The 21318-nt window shown below is 68.3% G+C and carries 21 protein-coding genes and 1 riboswitch; of the genes, 6 read left to right on the top strand and 15 right to left on the bottom strand.

Annotated features, from left to right (window positions below):
- Positions 1 to 46: 46 nt before the first annotated feature.
- From mgrA to ACIQCY_RS00970, 3 genes are all read right to left on the bottom strand, one after another.
- The gene (gene mgrA / locus ACIQCY_RS00980) at positions 47 to 1093 is read right to left on the bottom strand and encodes an L-glyceraldehyde 3-phosphate reductase (RefSeq protein ID WP_400482020.1); all 1047 of its coding nucleotides are present in this window, start codon (positions 1091 to 1093) and stop codon (positions 47 to 49) included.
- 133 nt (positions 1094 to 1226) lie between these two features.
- Positions 1227 to 2348 carry a Gfo/Idh/MocA family protein gene (locus ACIQCY_RS00975; protein ID WP_400482019.1) on the bottom strand — a complete coding sequence of 374 codons (1122 nt, stop codon included), beginning with the start codon at positions 2346 to 2348 and terminating at the stop codon, positions 1227 to 1229.
- A complete protein-coding gene (locus ACIQCY_RS00970) occupies positions 2345 to 3079 on the bottom strand; it encodes a sugar phosphate isomerase/epimerase family protein (protein ID WP_400482018.1) in 735 nt (244 codons plus the stop codon). Before ACIQCY_RS00970 ends, ACIQCY_RS00975 begins: the two co-directional genes overlap by 4 nt.
- Before the next feature lie 114 nt (positions 3080 to 3193).
- On the opposite strand from ACIQCY_RS00970, the gene ACIQCY_RS00965 reads away from it, so the two are divergent.
- Positions 3194 to 4252, top strand: coding sequence for a LacI family DNA-binding transcriptional regulator (locus ACIQCY_RS00965; RefSeq protein ID WP_400482017.1), 1059 nt, complete (start codon positions 3194 to 3196; stop codon positions 4250 to 4252).
- On the opposite strand, the gene ACIQCY_RS00960 is transcribed toward ACIQCY_RS00965, so the two are convergent.
- From ACIQCY_RS00960 to ACIQCY_RS00930, 7 genes are all read right to left on the bottom strand, one after another.
- A complete protein-coding gene (locus tag ACIQCY_RS00960; protein ID WP_400482016.1) occupies positions 4249 to 5166 on the bottom strand; it encodes an ROK family protein in 918 nt (305 codons plus the stop codon). The genes ACIQCY_RS00965 and ACIQCY_RS00960 overlap by 4 nt on opposite strands.
- Complete coding sequence (locus ACIQCY_RS00955; RefSeq protein WP_400482015.1) at positions 5163 to 7751, bottom strand: glycoside hydrolase family 2 protein; 2589 nt, start codon at positions 7749 to 7751, stop codon at positions 5163 to 5165. Before ACIQCY_RS00955 ends, ACIQCY_RS00960 begins: the two co-directional genes overlap by 4 nt.
- Positions 7752 to 7806: 55 nt before the next feature.
- Positions 7807 to 8598 (bottom strand): ABC transporter ATP-binding protein, encoded by a 792-nt coding sequence (locus ACIQCY_RS00950; RefSeq protein ID WP_400482014.1) that lies wholly within the window; start codon positions 8596 to 8598, stop codon positions 7807 to 7809.
- Positions 8595 to 9440 carry an ABC transporter ATP-binding protein gene (locus ACIQCY_RS00945; protein WP_400482424.1) on the bottom strand — a complete coding sequence of 282 codons (846 nt, stop codon included), beginning with the start codon at positions 9438 to 9440 and terminating at the stop codon, positions 8595 to 8597. Before ACIQCY_RS00945 ends, ACIQCY_RS00950 begins: the two co-directional genes overlap by 4 nt.
- Positions 9441 to 9565: 125 nt before the next feature.
- A complete protein-coding gene (locus tag ACIQCY_RS00940) occupies positions 9566 to 10525 on the bottom strand; it encodes an ABC transporter permease (protein ID WP_400482013.1) in 960 nt (319 codons plus the stop codon).
- Positions 10526 to 10533: 8 nt separating this feature from the next.
- Positions 10534 to 11523 (bottom strand): ABC transporter permease, encoded by a 990-nt coding sequence (locus ACIQCY_RS00935; RefSeq protein WP_400482012.1) that lies wholly within the window; start codon positions 11521 to 11523, stop codon positions 10534 to 10536.
- A gap of 97 nt (positions 11524 to 11620) precedes the next feature.
- Positions 11621 to 13324, bottom strand: a complete 1704-nt coding sequence (locus tag ACIQCY_RS00930) for an ABC transporter substrate-binding protein (protein ID WP_400482011.1) — start codon at positions 13322 to 13324, stop codon at positions 11621 to 11623.
- Positions 13325 to 13457: 133 nt separating this feature from the next.
- Here ACIQCY_RS00930 and ACIQCY_RS00925 point away from each other — a divergent pair, with 133 nt between their 5' ends.
- Positions 13458 to 13931, top strand: a complete 474-nt coding sequence (locus ACIQCY_RS00925; protein WP_400482010.1) for an aminoacyl-tRNA deacylase — start codon at positions 13458 to 13460, stop codon at positions 13929 to 13931.
- Positions 13932 to 13949: 18 nt separating this feature from the next.
- Here the strand turns inward: ACIQCY_RS00925 and ACIQCY_RS00920 are convergent, their stop codons facing one another.
- The gene (locus ACIQCY_RS00920) at positions 13950 to 14408 is read right to left on the bottom strand and encodes a GNAT family N-acetyltransferase (protein ID WP_400482009.1); all 459 of its coding nucleotides are present in this window, start codon (positions 14406 to 14408) and stop codon (positions 13950 to 13952) included.
- Positions 14409 to 14572: 164 nt separating this feature from the next.
- Between ACIQCY_RS00920 and ACIQCY_RS00915 the strand changes: the two genes are divergently transcribed.
- Together ACIQCY_RS00915 and ACIQCY_RS00910 are read left to right on the top strand one after the other, a co-directional pair.
- Entirely contained in the window at positions 14573 to 14929 is a 357-nt protein-coding gene (locus ACIQCY_RS00915) for a GDSL-type esterase/lipase family protein (RefSeq protein ID WP_400482008.1), read from the top strand.
- 13 nt (positions 14930 to 14942) lie between these two features.
- Positions 14943 to 16157, top strand: coding sequence for an ROK family protein (locus tag ACIQCY_RS00910; RefSeq protein WP_400482007.1), 1215 nt, complete (start codon positions 14943 to 14945; stop codon positions 16155 to 16157).
- A 45-nt stretch (positions 16158 to 16202) separates the two neighbouring features.
- Here ACIQCY_RS00910 and ACIQCY_RS00905 read toward each other — a convergent pair whose 3' ends face one another.
- Positions 16203 to 16874 carry a peroxiredoxin-like family protein gene (locus ACIQCY_RS00905; RefSeq protein ID WP_400482006.1) on the bottom strand — a complete coding sequence of 224 codons (672 nt, stop codon included), beginning with the start codon at positions 16872 to 16874 and terminating at the stop codon, positions 16203 to 16205.
- 276 nt (positions 16875 to 17150) lie between these two features.
- Positions 17151 to 17225: riboswitch (cyclic di-GMP riboswitch) on the top strand.
- A gap of 17 nt (positions 17226 to 17242) precedes the next feature.
- On the opposite strand from ACIQCY_RS00905, the gene ACIQCY_RS00900 reads away from it, so the two are divergent.
- A complete protein-coding gene (locus ACIQCY_RS00900) occupies positions 17243 to 18478 on the top strand; it encodes a glycoside hydrolase family 26 protein (protein ID WP_400482005.1) in 1236 nt (411 codons plus the stop codon).
- Positions 18479 to 18595: 117 nt separating this feature from the next.
- On the opposite strand, the gene ACIQCY_RS00895 is transcribed toward ACIQCY_RS00900, so the two are convergent.
- Together ACIQCY_RS00895 and ACIQCY_RS00890 are read right to left on the bottom strand one after the other, a co-directional pair.
- Complete coding sequence (locus ACIQCY_RS00895) at positions 18596 to 19405, bottom strand: DNA-formamidopyrimidine glycosylase family protein (RefSeq protein ID WP_400482004.1); 810 nt, start codon at positions 19403 to 19405, stop codon at positions 18596 to 18598.
- Positions 19406 to 19442: 37 nt separating this feature from the next.
- The gene (locus ACIQCY_RS00890) at positions 19443 to 19607 is read right to left on the bottom strand and encodes a hypothetical protein (protein WP_400482003.1); all 165 of its coding nucleotides are present in this window, start codon (positions 19605 to 19607) and stop codon (positions 19443 to 19445) included.
- Positions 19608 to 19707: 100 nt separating this feature from the next.
- On the opposite strand from ACIQCY_RS00890, the gene ACIQCY_RS00885 reads away from it, so the two are divergent.
- A complete protein-coding gene (locus ACIQCY_RS00885) occupies positions 19708 to 19959 on the top strand; it encodes a hypothetical protein (protein WP_400482002.1) in 252 nt (83 codons plus the stop codon).
- Here the strand turns inward: ACIQCY_RS00885 and ACIQCY_RS00880 are convergent.
- Positions 19909 to 21186, bottom strand: a complete 1278-nt coding sequence (locus ACIQCY_RS00880) for a multidrug effflux MFS transporter (RefSeq protein WP_400482001.1) — start codon at positions 21184 to 21186, stop codon at positions 19909 to 19911. The genes ACIQCY_RS00885 and ACIQCY_RS00880 overlap by 51 nt on opposite strands.
- Positions 21187 to 21318 lie beyond the last annotated feature (132 nt).

Raw genomic sequence — 21318 nt, 5'->3', positions numbered from 1 at the left:
CGCACTGCGGGTGGCACGTTCTTCAGCGGGCTCATGATCTCTGCCGCTAGGCCTCGAGGGCTGCGGCCCAGAGGTTGATGTCGGATTCGACGGCGAACTCGTCGATGGCGTGCAGCTCCCCGGACGTGAAGGACAGGTTCCGCACGGCCGCCACGCTGTCCTCGAGCTGACCCACACTCGAGGCACCGATCAGCGCCGACGTCACCGGCGTCCCCTTCACCTGGTCCCGCAACACCCACGCGATCGCCAGCTGCGCCAGGCTCTGCCCCCGGCCCTCCGCGATCGCGTGCAGGCCCCGGATCCGCCGCAGGTTCTCCTCGTTCAGCTGACCCGCATCAAGGGACTTGTCCGCCGCCGCGCGTGAATCCTCCGGGATGCCGTGGAGGTACTTGCGGGTCAGCAGCCCCTGCGCGAGCGGCGAGAACGCGATCGAGCCCGCACCCACCGACTCCAGAGCCTGGTACAGGTTCGGCTCCCCGTTCTCCGTCCACCGGTTCAGCATTGAATACGACGGCTGGTGGATCAGCAGCGGAGTGCCCAGGTCCGCCAGGATCGCCGCGGCTTCGAGGGTCCGCTCCGGCGAGTAGGACGAGATCCCGGCGTAGAGCGCCCGCCCCGACCGGACGGCCGTATCCAGGGCCCCCATGGTCTCCTCGAGCGGGGTATCCGGGTCCGGGCGGTGGCTGTAGAAGATGTCCACATAGTCCAGGCCCATCCGCTCCAGCGACTGGTCAAGGCTCGCCAGCAGGTACTTCCGCGACCCCCACTCCCCGTACGGGCCCGGCCACATGCCGTACCCGGCCTTCGTGGAGATCACCAGTTCGTCCCGGAACGGCCGGAAATCGTCCTTCAGGTGCCGCCCGAAGTTCGTCTCGGCACTGCCCGCGGGCGGACCGTAGTTGTTCGCGAGATCGAAGTGGGTGACCCCGAGGTCGAAGGCCCGGCGGAGGATGTCCCGCTGCACATCGAAGGACTTGTCGTCCCCGAAGTTGTGCCACAGGCCGAGGGAGACGGCGGGCAGCTGCAACCCGCTCCTGCCCACGCGGCGGTACGGCATCGAGTCGTAGCGGTCATCAGCAGGGTGAAAGGTCATCGGGGCTTCCGTTCGTGGTGTGGCGGGTGCCGGGCTCGCCCGAGGGTTCGGACGACGGCCGAGGCGGGCGTCGTCGGATCAGGAGGAACCGGACGGTGGGCGCCGCGAACCGTACCCGCGGCGCCCGTCGGGGTCAGGCGAGGGTCGAGGCGTGCGGGTCCCAGTCCTCGGGCAGTGGCTCGGCAGCGGTCGCCGTGCTGGAGAGCGAGACGAATTCTCCCGTCTCGATGCTTTCCGAGATCGAGACCATGGCGTCGAGCACGTGGTACGCCATCTCGCCCTGGGCTCGGTGCGGACGGCCCTCGCGCAGGGCCCGTGCCATCTCGAGCACCCCACTGCCGCGCGTCGACGTGGCGCCGACGGCCGGAATCACCTCGGCCTCGTCGGAGCCGCGCCGCGTGAGCATCAGGTCGCCGGTGAAGTTGTTCGGATCGGGGAAGGCAAGCGTTCCCTCGGTCCCCGTCACCTCGACGAACCCGGCACGCTTGAGCGGTGAGTCGAAGCTGAAGATGCTCTGCGAGGACTCGCCGTTCGCGAACTGGGCGATCGCGCTGACATGCGACGGGACGGTGACGTCGAAGACCTCCCCTGCCTTCGGACCCGATCCGATGGTCCGGGTCTCGCGGGACTTCGAGCCGAAGCCCGCGACCTTCGTGATGGCGCCGAACGTCTGGACGAGCGTCGTCAGGTAGTACGGGCCGATGTCGAACAGCGGGCCGGCGCCCTCCTGGAACAGGAACGCGGGATTCGGGTGCCAGGACTCCGGGCCCGGTGACTGCATGAGGGTCAGGGCCGTCAGGGGCACCCCGATGTCGCCGCGTGCCACGAGGCGCAGTGCAGTCTGCAGGCCCGCACCGAGGAACGTGTCCGGCGCGCAGCCGAGGCGGAGACCGGCGGCATCGGCAGTCTTCAGGAGACCGATGCCGCTCTCACGGTCCAGGGAGAAGGGCTTCTCGCTCCAGACATGCTTGCCTGCGCCGACCGCAGCGGTGGCCACCTCCACGTGGGCGGCGGGGATCGTCAGGTTCACCACGATCTCGACGTCGGGATGATCCAGGGCGTCCTGGACGCCACCCGAAGCCGGGATGCCGAACTCGGCGGCCCGGGCTGCTGCGACCTCCTCGAACATGTCGGCGACGATGTGCACCTTCACGTCGGGGAAGCTGGTGAGGTTCGTCAGGTATTCCTTGCTGATGACTCCCGCGCCGATGACGGCGATTCCGACGGGACCGCTGCGCAGTTCGTCCGTGCTCATTTCTTTCCCTCGTTCAGGTAGGCCAGGCTGTCGGCGACGGCGGTGAAGATATCGCCGTCGAAATCGTCGAGTTCCACGACGGCGGCTTCGAGACCGGGAACGGCGTCGAGCACGTCCCAGACGCGCATCCGGCCCGATCCGACCGCCACCTGCTCCTTGTCGTCCTTGGTGAGCGGGCCGTCCTTGATGTGGACGAAGCGAACCCGGCTGCCGAGGCGCCGGAGCAGTTCCGCGGGGTCCTCGCCACCCACGGCCGCCCAGTACGTGTCCACCTCGAGGACCACCTCGGGATCGAGGTAGCCGGCGAGGACCTCGAGCCCGGAGACTCCGTCGATGCGCTCCTCCAACTCGAATTCGTGGTTGTGGTAACCGACCGTGATGCCGTACTCGGCGCCCTTCTTCGCTGCCGCGTTGAGCGCTTCCGCGGTCGCCTTGATGTCCTCCTCCGAGGTCCAGTGGGAGCGCTCGACGTGGGGGTCGATCACCGTGCCGATGCCGAGCTTGCGCGCGGCCTCGAAGATCTCGTCCTGGTCGGCACGGAGGAGGGGCGCGTGGCCGGAGGGGGCGGTGAGGTCGTTGGCCTCCAGCGCCTCGGCCAACTCGTCCGCGGTGGCGACGAAGTTGTACGGCTCGACCGCGGTGTAGCCCAGCCCCGCAACACGCTTGATGGTGCCCGGGAGATCCTCCCCTATCGCTGTCCGCAGTGTGTAGAGCTGGAGTGAATACGTCACGGAAATTCTCCTCGCTGAGAAAGTGGGGGTCTACTGAACCGGTTCAGGTACTACGTCGAACGTAGGGGATAGGCGGAGGTCGGTCAAGCAATTCCTGGGGCTATTCTGTAGACCATGGCCAAGGAAACCATTGCGGGTCTGGCGAAGAGGCTGGGCATTTCGAAGGCATCCGTCTCCTATGCCCTCAACGGCCAGCCGGGTGTCAGCGAGCTGACCCGTCGTCGTGTCCTGGATCTCGCCGAGGAACTCGAGTGGTACCCGAGCTCCTCCGCCAGGGCCCTCTCGCGGGCACGGGCAGGGGTCGTCGGCATGGTCGTCTCCGCGGACCCGGTCCTGATCGGCACCGAACCGTACTACATGGGTCTGCTCACCGGCATCGAGACCGCCCTCGCCGAACGCGACATGGCCCTGATGCTGCGGATGGTGGGCAAGGATCCGGCGCAGGAGCGGAGGACCTACGAGCGCTGGGCCGGGGAGCGGAAGGTGGACGGCGTCCTGGTCTTCGATCACCTGCACGACGACCCCCGCCCCGCGCTGCTGGACCGGCTGGGCCTGCCGTTCGTGTTGCACGGCGCTCCGGCATCGGACCTGCCCGCCACCTTCTCCGGCACGACGACGGACCACGCGGTGGACGCCGCCACCATCGTCGACCACCTCCACGCAGGCGGGCACCGTCGCATCGCGCACGTCTCGGGACCCCGGACGTTCCTGCACGAGGAGGAGCGCGTCAGGGGCGTCCGGGAGCGCGGCGCCGGGTATGGGATGCATGTGACGCAGTACGAGGCGAACTACGCCCTCGAGGCCGGTCACCGCGCCGTCCTGTCCCTCCTTCGAGCTCCCGCCGACCACCCCATCACCGCCGTGGTCTTCGGCAACGACCTCATGTCCATGGGCGGCCTGCTCGCACTCCGCGAGGTCGGATTGCGCTGCCCGGAGGACGTCGCGATCGTGAGCTGGGACGACTCCCTGCACTGCCAGCTCGCCTCGCCGACGGTCACCGCCCTGTCGCGGAACCCCGGCATGCAGGGGCGGGTCGCGGCCGAGCTACTGCTCGCCGTGCTCGATTCCGGGACCATCCACACTCGCTCGATGCCCGCGAGCGAACTCGTGGCGAGGGCCAGCACCGCGTTGGGCCGAGCGCATCACGCCACCGATGGCCGGCGCGCGGACTAGCCCGCCGTCGCCACCACCACGCCCAGCGGCGACGCATCACGAGCCAGGGACAGTGCCCCTCGCACCCCCGACTCATCGCCCAGCTCGGGCCGCACCACGTAGCCGCTGCCCGTGTCCATGAGGGGGTGGCCGGCGAGCGCTCCGCCCACCAGCAGCGCGAGCTGCTGACGGACGGCATCGAGCAGTCCCGGTGTCTTCAGCACTCCCCCGCCGACGACGATCCGCTGGGGTGCGGCCGCATACGTGACCGTGGCGAGCAACTGCGCGATGTAGTAGGCGGACAGCTCGACGGCGCCCCCGCGCAGGGGGCCGAGGTCGGTGCCCGGCCTGCCCCACCGGGCCTCGACCGAGGGCCCGGACGCGAGGCCTTCGAGGCAGTCCCCGTGGAAGGGACACACTCCCGCGAAGGAGTCGTCCGGATGCCGGCGGATCACGAGGTGGCCCAGTTCGGGGTGGCTCCGGAGGGTGAAGGGAGCTCCGTTCACCACGATGCCGGCGCCGATCCCCGTGCCGACCGTGACGTAGGCGAGGTCGTCGACGCCGCGACCGGCACCGAACCGGTGCTCACCGAGGGCAGCACCCGTCACATCGGTCACGAGGCGGACCGGCGTCCCCTCCGCCAGGCCGAGGCCGGAGACCAGATCCGTGTTGCGCCAGCCGGGCTTCGGCGTGGAGGTGATCCAGCCGTACCGGGGCGACGCGGAATCGACCTCCACGGGGCCGAAGGATGCGATACCGACCGCATCGAACCCGCCGGTGGCCGCGTATGGCGCCAGGAAGTTCCGGATGTCGCCGAGGGTCCGCTCCGGTGTCGTGGTGTCGATCCGCACCCGGTCCACGAGCGTCCCGGGATCACGGGGGTCGGCGACGGCACAGATGACCTTCGTTCCACCGGTTTCGATGCCGGCGATCATGCCGACCGGTTCCCTGCAGCCCCGGTCGATCCCACCGGGACCTGCACGGCACTGTCACCGATGCACCGCACCACGGGGAACAGCTCGGCCTGCGAGAGGTCTGCGGGAGCGGAGAGCGGAGAGCCGTCGCGCCTGCCGATGGTGAAGACGGCGGTTTCCCCCGGCAGGATGGTGAGCATCATGTCGTCGACGGCCAGCTCCGGTGCGGCGACGCCGAGCAGGTCCGCCAGGCGGTCCGCGAAGACGCAGAGGTCGCGGAGCAGGGCGTGGGCCTCGACGGTGACGCGGAGCACGCCGTCCTCGGTGGCGGCACGAGCGGAGAAGCGCGGTTCGGTCGGGGCGAGAGCCGTGTCCGGCACGAAGAACCAGGTGGAGCGGAGCCCGTCGGCGTCGGCCACGAGGAACTCCCGGTCGCTGACGGCGGTGAGTCCGGCGGGAAGCACGGCACGCGCGGTGCCGTCCGGCTCCACGGCCAGATGGACGGTCTCACGGGCGACTTCCGTCCCGTCCAGCGCAAGCCGGCGGACGACGACGTCGGCCGCCCACGGGAACAGGCCGTCATTCACGAGGACCACTTCGAGCCCGTCCGGCCCGGTGGGATCCGCGGTTCCACCGGCTGTCACGGGGACGACCGCCAGCAGACGGTCGGCGAAGGATCGCCGGAGCGCGTACCAGACGGGCTTCTCGATGCCGTCGCCGTCCACGGCGGACCAGCTGAGCACGGGCCAGCAGTCGTTCAGCTGCCAGATGACCACGCCGGCGCACCGCTCCCTCGTCCGCAGCCATTCTGCTCCGGCGGCCTGCGACCGCGCCTGCACCATCTGGGTGAGGTAATGCCAGTCCTCCGCGGCCTGCGGCTCGCCGAAGTAGGGCGCCAGGCCCCTCGCGAGCTTCTCCATGCCGTCCGCTGCCCGCATGTGGTGGGCCACCTGGGGATTGTCCGGGACCAGCTCACCCTCCGTGACGACTCGGCGCAGCGTGGACCATGCGGGCGGCGCGCACCAGCCCATCTCGGAGACGAAGGGCGGATCGACGTCGCGGTAGTGGACGAAGTCCACGTTGTTCCAGACCTCCCAGATGTGCACGGGTCCGGAGTCGCGGCTGTTCGGGTGCTTGTCGAGGGACCCGGACCATGGGCTGTTGGGTACGTAGGGGCGCGAGGGGTCGAGGCGGTTGATGACGCCCGGGAGCACCTCGGTGTAGAAGGCGGCACCGTACGTGCGCCCCTCGAGGATCTCGGGCCAGCCCCAGTCGTACATGCCCCAGACGCATTCGTTGCCACCGCACCAGATCACGAGGCTCGGGTGCGAGGCCAGGCGCGCCACGGCCTGCTCGGCCTCCGTGGTCACTGCCTCGATCATCGCGTCCGACTCGTCGTACGCCGCACACGCGAACAGGAAGTCATGCCACACCATGAGGCCGCGCTCGTCACACCCGGCCATGAACTCCTCCGTGGAGAAGTACCCCCCACCCCACACCCGCAGCAGGTTGGCCCCGCCACCGACGGCCTGGTCGAGGCGCTGTCCGAGCCGTTCCTCGGTGACCTCCGCGATGAAGGGATCGTCCGGGATCCAGTTGTAACCACGCACGCGGACCCTGCGGCCGTTGACCACCAGGGCCCAGGTGGTGCCGATCGTGTCGGGCTCCTCCTCGACCAGCACGGTGCGCAGGCCGATGCGCCGCTCGCCCGAGGACAGCGTCCCGCCGTCGTCCCGGATCTCGACGGACAGTCCGTACAGCGGCTGGGCCCCGAGACCCACGGGCCACCACAGGTCCGCATCCGCGACCTCCAGGGCGAGGACGGCGTCGTCGGAACCGACCGGGACCTCCGATCGGGCAGCTTCGCTGCCGTCGGGTGCGGTGAGGACCGCGCTGATGGACAGATCCCTGGCCGGCCCGGAGCGGTCGATCCCGACGGACACGCTGATGCGCGCGGTGGCACCATCGAGCACGACGTCGGGACGGATCGAATCGATGCGGGCGCCGGACCAGGCCTCGAGGCGGATGGGCTGCCAGATGCCGGCGGTGACATAGTGCGGCCCCCAGTCCCAACCGAAGTTGCAGGCGCTCTTGCGCACGAAGGGGTACGGCTCGTCATAGGGGCGGGGCAGCTCGCCGACCTGCGCCTCGCACTCGTGGGCAGCGTCCCAGGCGGAGCCGAACGTGATCTCCAGGCTGTTCTCGCCGTCGACCAGCAGGTTCGCCACGTTCCAGCGGTATCCGATGTGCTGGTCCGAGGTGACGGCCACCTCATGTCCGTTCAGGCGAACGGTGGCGAAGGTATCGAGCCCGTCCGCCACGAGTTCGATGCGGTCGCCCGGGAGGAGCGCGTTCCACTCGAAGCGCCGCGAGTAGGTCCACTGCGAGTGGCCGATCCACATCTGCTCCGACTCCCGCAGCCCCACATCCGGGTCCTCCAGCAGTCCGGCGGCCAGCAGGTCGGTATGGACCTGACCGGGAACGGTGGCCGGGATGGACCCACCGGACGTCGCGTACGACGGCGAAGAGTCCGGCCCCGCCGTCCAGGCGAGGTTCCAGGCGCCGCCCAGGTCCAGGGTCTGCGGGGCGGTGGTCGTGGTGTTCATGCACATACTCCAGGGGTCTGCGGCGGCACGGGGGCTACCGGTGGTTCGGGGGCGGTCAGGCGCTGATGCGCTTCTCCGGGTTGGGCGCGGCGTCCGCGAGGAGCCGCGTGTACTCGTGCTGCGGGTTGAGGATGACGTCGTCCGCGGGGCCGCGCTCCACGATCTCGCCCTTGAACATCACGAGGATGTCGTCCGAGAAGTGGCGGGCGGTCGCGAGGTCATGGGTGATGTAGAAGACGCCGAGGTTCTCCTCGCGCTGCAGGTCGGCCAGCAGGTTCAGGACGCCGAGGCGGATCGAGACGTCGAGCATCGAGACCGGCTCGTCCGCCACGAGGATCTTCGGCTCGGGCGCGAGCGCGCGGGCGATCGCGATGCGCTGTCGCTGGCCGCCGGAGAGTTCGTGGGGCTTCCGCTGGGCCATGTCGGGGTCCAGCCGTACCCGCTCGAGCAACGAGTGGACGCCTGCCATCACCTCGTCGCGGCCCTTCGCCTTGCCGTGGAGGATGAGCGGACGCCCGATGTGATGGGCGATCGTGTGGTAGGGATTCAATGACGCGAACGGGTCCTGGAACACCATCTGCACATCACTGCGGTACTGCCGGAGTCCGGCACCGCGCCTGCTCACGGGTTCGCCGTCGAGCGTGATGCTGCCCGACGTCGGCCTCTCGAGCTGCATGAGCAGCTTGGCGAGGGTGGACTTGCCGCTGCCGCTCTGTCCCACCAGGGCCACCGTGCGCCCGCTCTCGATGGAGAAGCTGACGTCGTTGACCGCTTTCAGGACGCTCGAGTGCCGCCCGTTGCGCAGCCTGTACTCCTTGACGAGGTCCTTGACGACCAGTGCGCTCATGCGTGGTCTCCGTTCTTGCTCCGCGATCCGCCGCGGATGAAGTCGCCGCGTTCGCCGGTGAGGCTCGGGAAGGAGGCGAGCAGTTTCTTGGTGTAGTCGTGCTGCGGGTTCGTGTACAGCTCGACGGCGTCGCCGAGCTCGACGATCTCCCCCTCGCGCATCACGGCGATGCGGTCGCTGATCTCCAGCAGGAGCGGGAGGTCGTGCGTGATGAAGATGACTGCGAAGCCCAGGTCCGCCCGCAGCCGGGTGATCTCGCGCAGGATGTCCCGCTGCACCACGACGTCGAGGGCCGTGGTGGGTTCGTCCATGATCATGACCTGCGGATCGAGCGCCATGGCCATGGCGATCATGACGCGCTGGCGCATGCCGCCCGAGAGTTCGTGGGGGTAGGAGCGGAGCCGGCTCCGATCCACGCCTACGCGTTCGAGGAGGTCCCCGCATTTCGTGCGGCGCTCCTTCTTCGACATGTCGGGCCGGTGGGTGGAGAAGATGTCCTCGATCTGGCTCTGGATGGTGATGACCGGGTTCAGTGAATTCATGGCGCCCTGGAAGACCATCGCGATCTTGTCCCAGCGGAACGCGCGGAGCTCCTCGCCGCTGAGCTCGTTGAGGTCGATCACGTAGCCTTCGCGCGAGTGGAAATGGGCGCTGCCGCCGGTGATGACGGCCGGCGGCTTCAGGAGCCGGTTGATGCCGTAGGCGAGGGTGGACTTGCCGCACCCGCTCTCGCCCGCGAGGCCGAGAATCTCTCCGCGGCCCAGGGTGAGGCTGACGTTCTTCACGGCCTTGACCACGCGGTCGCCCTTGTACTCGACGCTGAAGTCGTCGATGGTCAGCACGGGATGCTCACGCGCCTCGGTGGCACGTTCGCTGCGGTACTCGCGTCCCGGCCGGACCTCGTCTGCGGCGCCGCGTGCACCGAGGTCTGTGATGCCGACGGCGTGGGATCCCTGATCGGTGCTGCTCACAGGACGTCCTCCTTCGTGGCGGCGCGCAGTTCGGACCTGGAGAGCTTCCAGGAGCGCCGGGTGGCCCGGGTCTGGGAGCGCAGCTTGGGGTTGATGATCTCGTCGATGGAGAAGTTGATGAGGGCAAGGGCCGCGCCGAACAGGGCGATCAGCAGTCCCGGCGGTACGAACCACCACCAGGCTCCGAGGCGCAGGGCGAGCCCGTTCTGGGCGAAGTAGAGCATGGTGCCCCAGGTGAAGGAGTCGGACGCCCCGAGCCCGAGGAAGGAGAGCCCTGCTTCACCGAGGATCGCGAAGATGATGGCGAACACCATCTGCGAGGCGAGCAGGGGGATGAGGTTCGGGAGGATCTCGACGCCCAGGATGCGCCAGGACCTCTCGCCGGACACCCGGGCTGCGGCCACGTAGTCGCGGTTGCGCACGCTGAGGGTGAATCCGCGCAGCACGCGGGCGGAGCCTGCCCAGCCGGTGATCGCGAGAACCACGGCGACGAGCAGGATGCTCTTGTCGGGGACGTAGCTGGAGATGATGATGACCAGCGGCAGCCCGGGGATGACCAGCATGACGTTGCTGAAGAGCGAGAAGGACTCGTCGAGCCACCCTCCGAAGTACGCTCCGATGATGCCGAAGAAGGCGGACAGGAAGAGGGTCAGGACGCCGACGATCAGGCCGACGGTGAGGGATCCCCGGGTGGCATGGGCGAGCTGCGCGAAGACGTCCTGGCCGGTCTGCGTGGTGCCGAGGATGAATCCGTCGGCGGGACCGGCGAGGCCTACGTTGTTCACTGTCGACGGATCACCCACGAAGAACGGACCGAGGATCCCGAAGAGGGTGATGCTGCCGGCGATGCCGAGTCCGAAGGCGAGCTTCGGTGTCAGGGGCGGGAACGTGCGTTTGGGCCGCGTGGAGCGGGCACTGGTCGCGGCGATCCCCGGGTCCTGGGTGGTGGTGGTCATGGCGAGTCCTAGCTTCGGGCCCGGGTGCGGGGATCGATGAACGAGTAGAGGAGGTCGACGATGAGGTTCGCGCCAAGGACGGACAACGTGATCACGAGGAAGAGGCCCTGCATGAGGGAGTAGTCGTTGCTGCCCACCGCGTTGAGGAGCGCTGAGCCGATACCGGGGTAGGAGAAGACCGCCTCCGTGACGATCGAACCGGCCACCACGAACCCGAGCGAGATGGCGAAGCCCGCGACCGACGGCAGGACGGCGTTGCGCGCGGCGTAGGTGGTCATGATCCGGCTGGGTCGGAGTCCCTTGGCCTCCGCCGTCAGGATGTAATCATCGGAAAGGGTGGACACCATCATGTTGCGCATCCCGAGCATCCAGCCGCCCACCGAGGAGATGACGATCGTCAGGGCAGGCAGAGTGCCGTAGTAGATGACGCTGCTGATGAAGGCCCAGTTCCAGCCCGGGCTCACCTCGTAGACGTTGTAGCCGCCGTTCAGCGGGAAGAGGTCCCACATCCCGCCCAGGACGAAGAGGAGGATCAACGCGAGCCAGAAGTAGGGCACCGACTGCAGCATGGTGGTGACCGGGATGAGGTTGTCCAGCCAGGACCCCCGCTTCCAGCCGGCGAGCATTCCGAGCACCACACCGAGGACGAAGGAGATGATCGTCGCGATGCCGATCAGGCCGATGGTCCATGGCAGGGTCTGCCCGATGATGTCGGTCACGGATGCGGGGAAGAAGGCGACGGAGGTCCCGAGGTCGAGGGTGAAGAGCTTCCCGAGGTACTGCCAGTACTGCACGATCAGCGGTGCGTCCGTATTGGTACCGAGGAGCAGTTCCACCGCCTCCCGTGCTTCCGGTGTCACCGGCCCGCGCTGGGCGAGCTTCGCCAGCATGATGTCCACGGGGTTTCCCGGAAGAAGCCGGGGCAGGAAGAAGTTGACCGTCAGTGCGGCCCAGAACGCAATCAGGTAGAACCCGAGCTTCTGAAGGATGTATTTCATGGGGATCGACTTTCCACGGCTGGTCGAGGTCCGGTAGCGGATGGGACGGATGCCCTTTCGGGCACCCGTCCCATCCGCTGATCCGGAACGGGGGCTGCTACTCGGCAGGCGTGATGTTCTTCAGCACGATCCCGTTGTCCCAGGCCTTCCACGTCGCGGCGAGGGCGTACGGGTCCTCGTTGGTGGGCCAGCCGGTGGCACGCTCCGTGTTGAACTCGGTCAGGAGCGAGTTCACGTAGATCGGGATGTAGGGCATGTCCTTGACGATCTCGTCCTGGATGATGCCGTACTGCTCCTTCTGCACCGCCTCGTCATTGGTGGACCGCGCCGTGGCGAGGGCCTCGTCCACCGTGGGGTTGCTGTAGCGCGCGGTGTTGTTGTTCAGCGCGGACTCGCCGACCGGCGTCGTGTTCGCGGAGTTGTACCACTTCTCGTAGGAGTAGTACGGGTTGTTCGACGGCTGCAGCCCGATGGACTCGAGCGTCAGCTGGTACTTGCCGATGTTGAGGTTGTTGATCCACTCGTTGTAGGTGATCGACGTGGGGTTGAGCTCGATGCCGACCTCGCGGAGCTGCTGGGACATGGCGTCGTTCAGCGAGATGAAGTCGCTGTAGCCCGTCACCGTCTGGATGCCGAGTGAGAGCCGTTCGCCGTCCTTCTCCCGGATGCCGTCGCTACCCTCGACCCAGCCGGCGTCCTCGAGGATCTTCTTGGCCTCCTCGACATTGGCGTTGGCGGGTGTCTCGGTGTTCTCGGGGTCGGCTATCCAGTCCGCGTCGCGCTCCGGCAACACCAGGGTGGGCGACGCCGTTCCGGCGAATCCGCCGCCTGCGAGGGCATTCAGCTGCTCACGGTCGATGCCCTGGTAGATGGCCTGGCGCACGGCGGGGTCCGTCTGGGGGCCCTCACAGCCCAGTTCCTCGTTGGAGCAGGTGAAGATCGAGGCCGTCAGAGCGGGTGTGTTGACGTAGGAGAGGTTTTCGTTGTCGGAGAGGATCTGCTCGAGACCGGGCAGGAAGGAGCTCATCCAGTCGACCTCGCCGGCCAGGAGCGCGCCGGTGGCGGCATCGGCGCTTTCGAGGGAGATGTAGCGGACCTCGTTGATCGCCGGCTTGCCCTCCTCCCAGTAGAGGTCGTTCTTCTCGAGCAGGTAGCTCTGCGCAGTGAAGTCCTTGACCTTGAAGGGGCCGGTTCCTACGGGGTTCGAGTTGGTCTCGGTGATCGGGTCCGCGACGTCCTTCCAGATGTGCTCGGGGACGATGCCACGGTTGCCGAGCACGCTCGGCTCCTGCATGAAGGAGTTCTCCTGGAAGGTCAGCACCGCGGTCGTGTCGTCCGTGGCCTCGGCGGTTGCCGAGAGTCCCGTGGTGTTCAGTTCCGGGGTCTCGTTGACGAGGTTGAAGGTGAAGGCGACATCCTTTGCGGTGAACGGCTCGCCGTCGGACCATTTGACGCCCTCTCGGGTCTTGATGGTCAGCTGGGTGCCGTCCTCGTTCCATTCGAAGGACTCGGCGAGCAGCGGCGTGGGCGGCTCGTCCGAGGCTGCGTTGTACCAGAAGAGCGGCTCGAAGATGACGCCGAGGGTGGGCTGGAGTGCGGTCGAGGAGAACGGGTTGAAGTTCTCGGAGATGGTTCCGGTGGCTCCGTTGAAGACGGTGACGGAGCTGTTCTCCGACCCGCCGCCTCCATTCGATGCGCCCCCGCTGCCGCCGGCGCAGCCGCTGAGGGCGAGGGTTGCGACGCTGAGCATCGTGGCAGCGGCCAGGCCCAGTCGCCTGGAGCCCGAGAGTGTTGAGGACATCTTTGTACCTTTCATCGGTGGGCGGCCACGGTGCCGCCAGCTGGTTCGACCACCCGTGGAAGAACTGCTGGTTACTTTCTTAGGGCACTTTATTAGGCAAGTCAAGTAAGTACCGGACATTAGGATGGCAAGGATGGACACCACCGGGACCCGCCCTCTTCCTGCCGAACGCGACGCCCGGAGCCGCGGACTCGACATCCACCTGGTCCGGAGGAACGACGACGGCACCTTCGCCGAAGCTGCAGCGGCACAGGGTCTCACGGGTGCGGACGGGGTCAAGACGATGGTGGCGAAAGTCAGCCGCGGCACCACGGTCTTCATCCTCATCCCGGGAACCCGGCGTCTCGACTGGTCCAAGCTCCGTGCGCTGCTCGGGGTGAACAAGGCGTCCCTCGTGGAGCCGGACGCGGCCCTCGAGATCACGGGGTACGAGCCCGGAACCATCACGCCGCTCGGCAGCAGCAAGGTCCTTCCGGTCTACGCCGACGCGCGCATCCCGGGGCGCCGGATCGGCATGGGCTCGGGATCGCAGGAGTTCCTGCTGTTCACCGACGCCGACCCGCTGCTGGCGTCCCTCGGAGCCGTCGTCGGGGACATCACCTCGTAGGCAGTCCGGCCACCTCGCTCACCCCAGGGTGCGGGCGTAGCAGACGGACCGGGTCTCGCCGGCGTACGCCCCGAAACCGGGAATGCGGCGATAGCCCTCCCGTTCGTAGAACCTCATCGCATCGGGTTGCTCCGTGCCCGTCTCGAGCAGGAGCTCGTCGCATCCCACAACCCGGGCCTCCTCCTCGATCCGCCTGAGGACCGCCGTGGCAACGCCCTTTCCTCGGTACGCGGGGCGCACGTACATGCGCTTGACCTCCCATCCGCCGTCGCCGAGCGGCCGCAGGCCACCGCAGCCGACCGCAGCACCGTCGGAGGTCCGAGCCACCACGAAGAACGGCACGTCGTCCACGGTGGGCGGCCGTCCCGGCTCGTGGTCCTCGCTGCCGTAGCGCACGTGCAGTTCCGCCTGCTGCGCGTTGCGCAGCGCCTCGGCCTCGGGCGCGTCGAAGGACACCTGTTCAAGAGTGAGCTGCATAAGGGCGTACATCCTCGCAGGATCGGCGATTGGTCTCCTTTTATCCTCGCACCGGGAGGGGCCTGGAGGACGGGCGCGGCCGCCCCTGCTCTATCGCCCGGACGGTAACCGTACTGACTTAGGCTACTGAACAGAGTGCATCGAACGCAGGAGGCCTCGTACACATGGAGGGACGGGTGGTCTTCGCTGGAGACAGCGTCACCGATTGCGGGTGGCGTGGGGATTCCGACGGTCTCGGCCATGGCTGCGTACGCCTCCTGGCAATCGCGCACGAACTGGCAGGGTGCAGTGTGCGGAATGTCGGGAAGGGCGGGGACCGGCTGCAGGACCTGGAGCGGCGATGGCGGAGGGATATGCTCGGCGCGAGACCCGACGTGGTCTCCGTGATGATCGGCATCAACGGCACCTGGCGGTGTTTCGACAGCGGAGAGGAGTCCGGGATCGAGGAGTTCCTCGGTCGGTATCGTGCCCTCCTCTCCGGGAGGCCGCGAGGCCGATCCTCCACCCGCATCCAGTGCTGAGCTACCATTGACCGTGATTGAAAAGACCCGCCGCCGCGAGTCTTCCCGGGGCAGAATCATGGACCTGATCCGCTCCAGCGGACCCATCAGTCGCGTGGAACTTGCCGAGAAGACCGGGCTGACCCAGGCCACCATCTCGACCCTCGTGCGCACGCTCCTCACCGAGGACATCATCGTCGAGTCCGGCCGCGGCGAATCGACGGGCGGGAAACCCCGCATGTTCCTCGAGCTCAATCCGGCCTCCCGACTCGGCATCGGAGTGCACATCGGGCAGGACTACATCACGTACATCATCGCCGACCTCCGCGGACATGTAGTCGGCAGGCGCCGCGTCGAGGGTCCGGGCGATACGTCTCCCCTGACGGTGGTCAGCCGGATGACCAGGGATATCGAGGCCCTGATCGCCGACTCGGGCGCGGACCGCAGCAGCATCGTCGGAATGGGAATCGCTACACCCGGTCCTCTCGATCGCACCGCGGGCACCCTGCGCAACGCCCCCTCTCTGGAGACGTGGAGCGATTTCCCGATCCGCCGGGCGTTGGCCTCGACCACCGGGTTCCACTGCGAGTTCGACAACGATGCCACCGCGGCCGCGATCGGGGAGTACTGGCTCGGCGCCACCGAGGGCTACGCGAACTACGCCTCGGTCTACATGGGCTCGGGTATCGGCTCGGGCATCGTCATGGACGGCACCATCTATCAGGGCGTGAGCTCGAACGTCGGCGAGATCGGCCACGTGACGGTCGATGCCAAGGGCCTGCAGTGTCCGTGCGGCAACATCGGATGCCTGGAACTCTATGCGAGCCCGAGGATCGTCGTCGCCCAGGCCGCGGACGCCGCCGCACGGGGTGACCTCGACATCCCTTTGACGGGCGTGATCTCGGAGGACTTCGCCGCCTTGGGCACCGCAGCGATGAAGGGGGATCCGACGGCGCTGCGACTGATACAGGACTCGGCCCACTACGTAGCGAGCGCGGTGATCTCAATGGTGAACCTCCTCGACCTCCAGCTCATCGTCCTCGCCGGGAGCGCCTTCTCGAGTGCCGGCGGCTTCTATGTGGACATCATCAGGGAAGCCCTCTCCCGACGTGCGATGGCGCGGGCGATCCACCCCGTGGAAGTCCGCCTGTCCGTCAACGGCAACGATGCCGCAGCACTCGGTGCGGCAACGCTCGTCCTCCAGGATCGGCTGTCGCCACGAACCCTGCGCTCGGTGTCCTTCGCCTGAGCAGACTCGGCGCCTGCGACGGCACGCCGGATGCTGAGGGCGGCCCTACAGCGTGATCAGGGCGTCGATGATCTCCCAGGTCTCCGTCCGCGTCGTGTAGTCCACCCGCACATCGATCATGCGGATGGTGCCGGTGGCGTCGACCACGACCACCGTGGGGAACGGGATCGCCGCAGTCCGGTCCATGTTGGACCCGGCGACGTCGATTCCGAGCGCGGCCCGGGCGCGCATCGATTCCGCGCTGGGCACGGTCACGATCCCGAGGTGTCCGGCGAGCGCATTTCCCTCGTCCGAGTACAGCGCGAAGTTCAGGCCGGCGTCGCTCGCTGTCCGCAGGGAGATCTCGGGCGCCTGCGGACTGATCGCGATGAGCCGGGTCCCGAAGGCCTCGACGACCGGACGCAGCTCGCGCTGGTAGGTCTGCAGGGCGATGCTGCAGTACGGGCACCACGAGCCGCGATAGAACACGATGATGGCGGCTGCAGCTCCGAGCACGTCACCCAGCCGGGTCCGATGCCCCGTGGTGTCGAACAGGACCGCATCGGGAAGCCTGTCGCCGACGCCTGCGATCCCGCTCGGGAGCCCGGCCCGGCGGAGGTCCTCCTGCTCGCGCGCGAAGACCGCGGCGAGCACCGGACCGACCTGCGCCGCGAAAGTGGAACTGTATTCGTCCACCTGCGCTGCGATGGTATTCGTGAATGCCGGTCTCTGCTTCATTCGTTCCCCTCAAAACCCCCCGGCCACAGGAGCCGTGAACCCGCAGCAGAACCCATTGTGGTCCAGGCCACGGCAGATTCCCAGCACTACGCCCGAGATCGGCGAAACCGATGGCGTGCGGCCGCTCCTACGCCCTGGGTACTCCGTACCTGCGCAAGACCTGCATCAATCCTTCGTCATCCTTCGGCTCGTCCCGAGCTCATGGCGGTAGGCCGCGCCGCACAATGGAAGAGGCCCCGCGATCCGGCGGGGACCAGGACGCCCGGGCAACCGCCCGGCGGACAAGGGCAAACCCGGTGCGAGCCGGAGACGCAAAGCCACGGGACCCCTGCGGTCAGCCGGGCTACCGAACCAGCGAGGCGCCGATCATGCTTCTACTTCCAGGGAAGTCCGCATCCTTTCGCGATGTACGCGGAACCACAGCGCGCCTGCTCCTCCTCGTCACGGCGATGGTCGTCCTGATGGTCGGCCTGGCTCCGCCGCCCGCCCAGGCAGCAGCCACCATCGCACTCAGCAGCACGTCAGGAGCAGCCGGCACCACGGTCACGGTGACGGGCTCCGGCTTCCCCAAGCGGACCAAGGGAACGGTCGTCGCGGGGACCACCCGGGTGGCCATGACCACGACGGCGTCGGGTACGTTCCAGGCCTCGATCGTGGTTGCGGGGTCCGTGACCATCACGGCAACGGCCGGAAGCGCCACTGCGAGCGCGTCCTTCGCCGTCGTCGAACCCGCTCCTGTCTCCACGGAACCCAGGAGCATCCGGTTCGGCGTGGGGACCAACGGCGGCCCGGCGGCCGGCGGAGAGCTCGACGAGGTGGCAGGCATCGCCGGCGAGGCCCCCTCGATCGTGCTCTCCTACAAGGACTTCAACCAGCCCGCACCCATCGCCGAGCTCGATGCCGTCCGCGCCCGTGGCGCGGAGACGCTCCTGACCTGGGAGCCGTGGACGTGGGGAGGCGGCGTCTCGCAGCCCGCCTACTCCCTCGACCGCATCGCGGCGGGCGACTTCGACGCCTATCTGCGCGAATGGGGTATGGCGCTCGGACAATGGGGCCAGCCCGTGTACCTCCGCTTCGCCCACGAGATGAACGGGGACTGGTACCCGTGGGCGGAGGGTGTCAACGGCAACGGTGCGGGCGACTACGTCGCGGCGTACCAGCACGTGCACGATGTCGTGGCATCGACGGGCGCGACGAACATCAGCTGGGTCTGGAACCCGAACGTGCCCTACTGGGGCTCGACGCCCCTGGACCAGCTGTTCCCCGGCGCCGGCTACGTCGATCTCGTGGCCCTCGACGGCTACAACTGGGGTACCTCGCAGTCCTGGAGCACCTGGCAGGAACCCCAGGCGCTGTTCGGGGAGGGCATCGCGCAGCTCCGCCGGCTCGCACCCGGCAAGCCCATCATGATCGCCGAGACGGCTTCCTCGGAACTGGGCGGATCGAAGCCCCAGTGGATCAGCAGCCTCTTCAGCTACGTCTCCGCGCAGCAGGACGTGGTGGCCCTGGTCTGGTTCCACATCAACAAGGAAGCCGACTGGCGCATCAACAGCACCACCGCGTCCGCGGATGCCTTCGCGGCAGGTCTCGCCGCCCGTCGCTGACGTCCGCACGCGCCGGGCACGCACGGACACGCCGGGCACGCACGGGAGGGGCCGGGCACGCCGGGCACGCACGGACACGCCGGGCACGCACAGCACGCACGGGAGGGGCCGGCGGCGTCACCCGGAGGAGGCCCTCAACGGCTGGCAGCGTGGACACCACCAGGTGCGACGGCGGCCGGGGTCGCCGGGTACCTCGCCCCTGACGAGCACCGTGGTCCCGCACCTCAGGCACGGCTTCCCGGCCCGGCCTGCCACCCAGTGCTGCTGGCCCCTGCGCGTGTTCCCCGTGGTGACCTGGTGGGCGTTCGGCTGCAAGGCGGAGAAACGGAGGCATCGGGCCCCGAGAGCCACCAGCGCGGGGACGTCGACGTCCGCCAACGCGGTGTCCGGATGGACGCCGCGGAGGAAGCAGAGCTCGTTGGCCCAGAGGTTCCCGAAACCCGCGATGTTGCGCTGGTCGAGCAGGGCAGCAGCGACGCGCTCCCCCGGGTCCCGGCGGAGCCTGCGGATCGCCTCGTCGGCGGACCAGTCCTCCCGCAGCGGGTCCGGCCCGAGGTGCCCGACGACGTCGGTCTCGCTCCGGGTCGGCAGCAGGTCGACGACGGGGAGGTCGAGTCCGTACGCCGTCGGCCCGTCCTGCACCTCGAGGATCACGCGTGCATCCGGCAGCAGTCTGTGCGGCAGCTTCCTTCCCGCGGCCGTGACGGTCCAGGACCCCTGCATCAACAGGTGCGTGTGGAGTGTCAGTCCGCCGTGGAAACGGGTCAGCAGGTGCTTGCCGTGGGTCGCGTGGTCCGCCACCCGCATACCGTCCAGGACGTCGGTGGCATGGGCCGGAACACGGAGGTCCCCCCGCCTGAGCGTACGGCCGTCGAGTGATCTCCTGAGCCGCGCGGCCAACCGGAAGACGCTGTCGCCCTCGGGCATGCTGCCTCCCCTGTCTGGTCCTCGATCCAGGAGAAGGCTAGCTCCCACCACCGACGCTGGGCCCGCCCGGGGCGGCCCGCGAGGGCAGGGCCCGCGCGATCCGGCTTCCCATGGGCGGTGTCCCCGTCGCGCTGTACAACCACACGGAGCGGGAGGCGAAGAACACCTCGGGGTAGGGCACGGCGGCTTCCGTTATCCACATGCGGTCGATACTATTTCCCTTTGCCGGGTACCGCCCGGCATGCGTGGTCTAGAAGCGGGCCCGGCACCAGTGTCCACGTCGTATCACCGAACAGGCCCCCATGAATACCAGACTGTCGCCGTCCGAGGACTTCCCGGAAGACCTCACCACCCTCGACCTGCCCGAGGTCGAGGTACTGAACAGCAAGCTCCACCGCGAGCTCGACTACGAGTACGCCCGTGATGGCGAGCCGTCCCTGGAGACCGAGATCCGGCACGAGGAAGTAACCGAGGAACTGGACCGCCGCGACCAGCAGCCGGAGTCATCCCCGGTGAGTCCCGACGTCGTCGAATCCGCCCGCCGCTCCTCCTGAGGAACGCACCCCGGCCACCAGGAACAGGCCTGCCACGACCGCGCACGCCAGCATGACGACGGCGGTGGGCACGGGCGAGGACAACCCGAACGCGCCGGTGGCCGGGGCCAGTACTGCCGCGGCGACCATGTTGGACGCACCCAGCACGGAGGCGGCCGTACCCGCACGGAGCCCGTGATGCTCGAGCGCGGTGGCCTGCAGTGCCGGGTTCACCAGGCCGAACGACGTCGTGAACCCCATCACCGGAGCCATGAGCCCCCAGACGCCCAGCTGCGGGGCGAGCCCGACGCTCAGCAGCAGGACGACCGCGCTGATGACCAGGGCCACGGCGCCGATGCGGACCGCGAGGACGGGTGACGTGCGCCGGGCCACGAGCCCGCCGACCTGCGCGCCGACCACCATGAGGGCGCCCTGCGCGCCGAACAGCAGGGCATACCCGGTGGGAGTGAGCCCGAAGACTTCCTGGAGCAGGAAGGCGCTGCCCGCCATGAAGGACATCATCGCGGCGAAGAGGAGCCCGCCCGCCACGGCGACCGAGCGGAACCGGGCGTCCCCCCACAGGTTCCCGTAGTCATTCCGCAGGCGCACGCCCTGCCGCAGCAGGCGGCGGTCCGGCGTGTTGGTCTCGTTCCGCAGCAGGATCACGCCGGCAACGCAGAGCAACACGATGCCGTAGCCGAGGAGCACCCAGAACAGACCCCTCCACCCCACCACCTGCAGGAGCTGGGCGCCGAGTGCGGGCGAGGCGACCACGAAGACGCCCGAGGCGATGGACAGGCGTGCGAGGAATACGAGCAGTTCCTTGCCGCTGTAGAGATCACGGACGATCGCGAGCGCGATCACCGCACACGCCGCCGAGCCCATGCCCTGGAAGGCCCTGCTCGCGATGAGCCATTCCAGGGACGGCGCGAGGGCACAGGAGGCGGTCGCGACGCAGTACACGAGGATCATCACCGCGAGCGGACGGGCCCGTCCGATGGCGTCGGAGAGCGGACCGGAGGTGAGCTGGCCGAGTCCCATCCCGATGAAGGCCCCGGTCAGGGTGAGCTGGACAGCGGATTCATCCGCACCGAACTCCCGTCGGATCGCGGGGAAGGACGGCAGGTACAGGTCCATGGTGAGTGGCCAGATCACCTGCAGCATCGCCAGGGCGGTCACGAGGAGCAGGACGCGCGGGCGGCGTCGCGAGCCGCCGTCGCTCCCTTCGCGGACCGGAACTTCTCGCACCCTCTGTTCCACTGACACCCCTCTGACTTGGATAACGCTTTCCCGTCCCATCATCCTGCACGCTCCGGACGAACGGTAGGGCTGATCGGACGCGCATCCCCTCTACAGCAGGCCCGGCTCGGAAAACTTCCC

Origin of the sequence: Arthrobacter sp. NPDC092385 (genome assembly GCF_044755105.1) — a bacterium.
Taxonomy (GTDB): domain Bacteria; phylum Actinomycetota; class Actinomycetes; order Actinomycetales; family Micrococcaceae; genus Arthrobacter_D.
Note: the sequence above shows the minus strand (reverse complement) of the source record. Positions and strands in the feature narration are given on the sequence as shown.